This is a genomic window from Cupriavidus sp. SIMBA_020 (assembly GCF_046535395.1).
In the GTDB taxonomy this organism is placed as follows: domain Bacteria; phylum Pseudomonadota; class Gammaproteobacteria; order Burkholderiales; family Burkholderiaceae; genus Cupriavidus; species Cupriavidus campinensis.
The window spans coordinates 1-271 of record NZ_JAWRWU010000594.1 but is presented as its reverse complement, the minus strand read 5'-3'; the positions used below and the strand labels follow the sequence as shown (position 1 = coordinate 271).

The 271-nt window shown below is 61.6% G+C and carries 1 protein-coding gene; it reads left to right on the top strand.

Annotated elements, in window-relative coordinates; all coding sequences use genetic code 11:
* Nucleotides 1-271, top strand: a 271-nt coding sequence (locus tag SB751_RS30660) for an NAD-glutamate dehydrogenase domain-containing protein (RefSeq protein ID WP_410749107.1), incomplete at both ends; no start/stop codon positions are given.

The following is a 271-nucleotide window of genomic DNA, read 5'->3' as shown; positions in this document are numbered from 1 at the left end:
ATCATCGCCATGTGTTTCTCGATCCCTCGCCCGACCCGGCGCTGAGTTTCGCGGAGCGCAAGCGGCTCTTCGCACTGGAGCGATCGAGTTGGGCCGATTACGATACTGCCGCGATTTCAGCGGGCGGCGGTATTTTTCCGCGCACCGTCAAGACGATTCCGCTTTCGCCCGCGGTGCGCGAGGTACTCGGTATCGAGGCAATTGCGCTCACGCCGAACGAACTCATTCGCGCGATTCTCCAGGCGCCGGTCGATCTGCTTTATAACGGCGG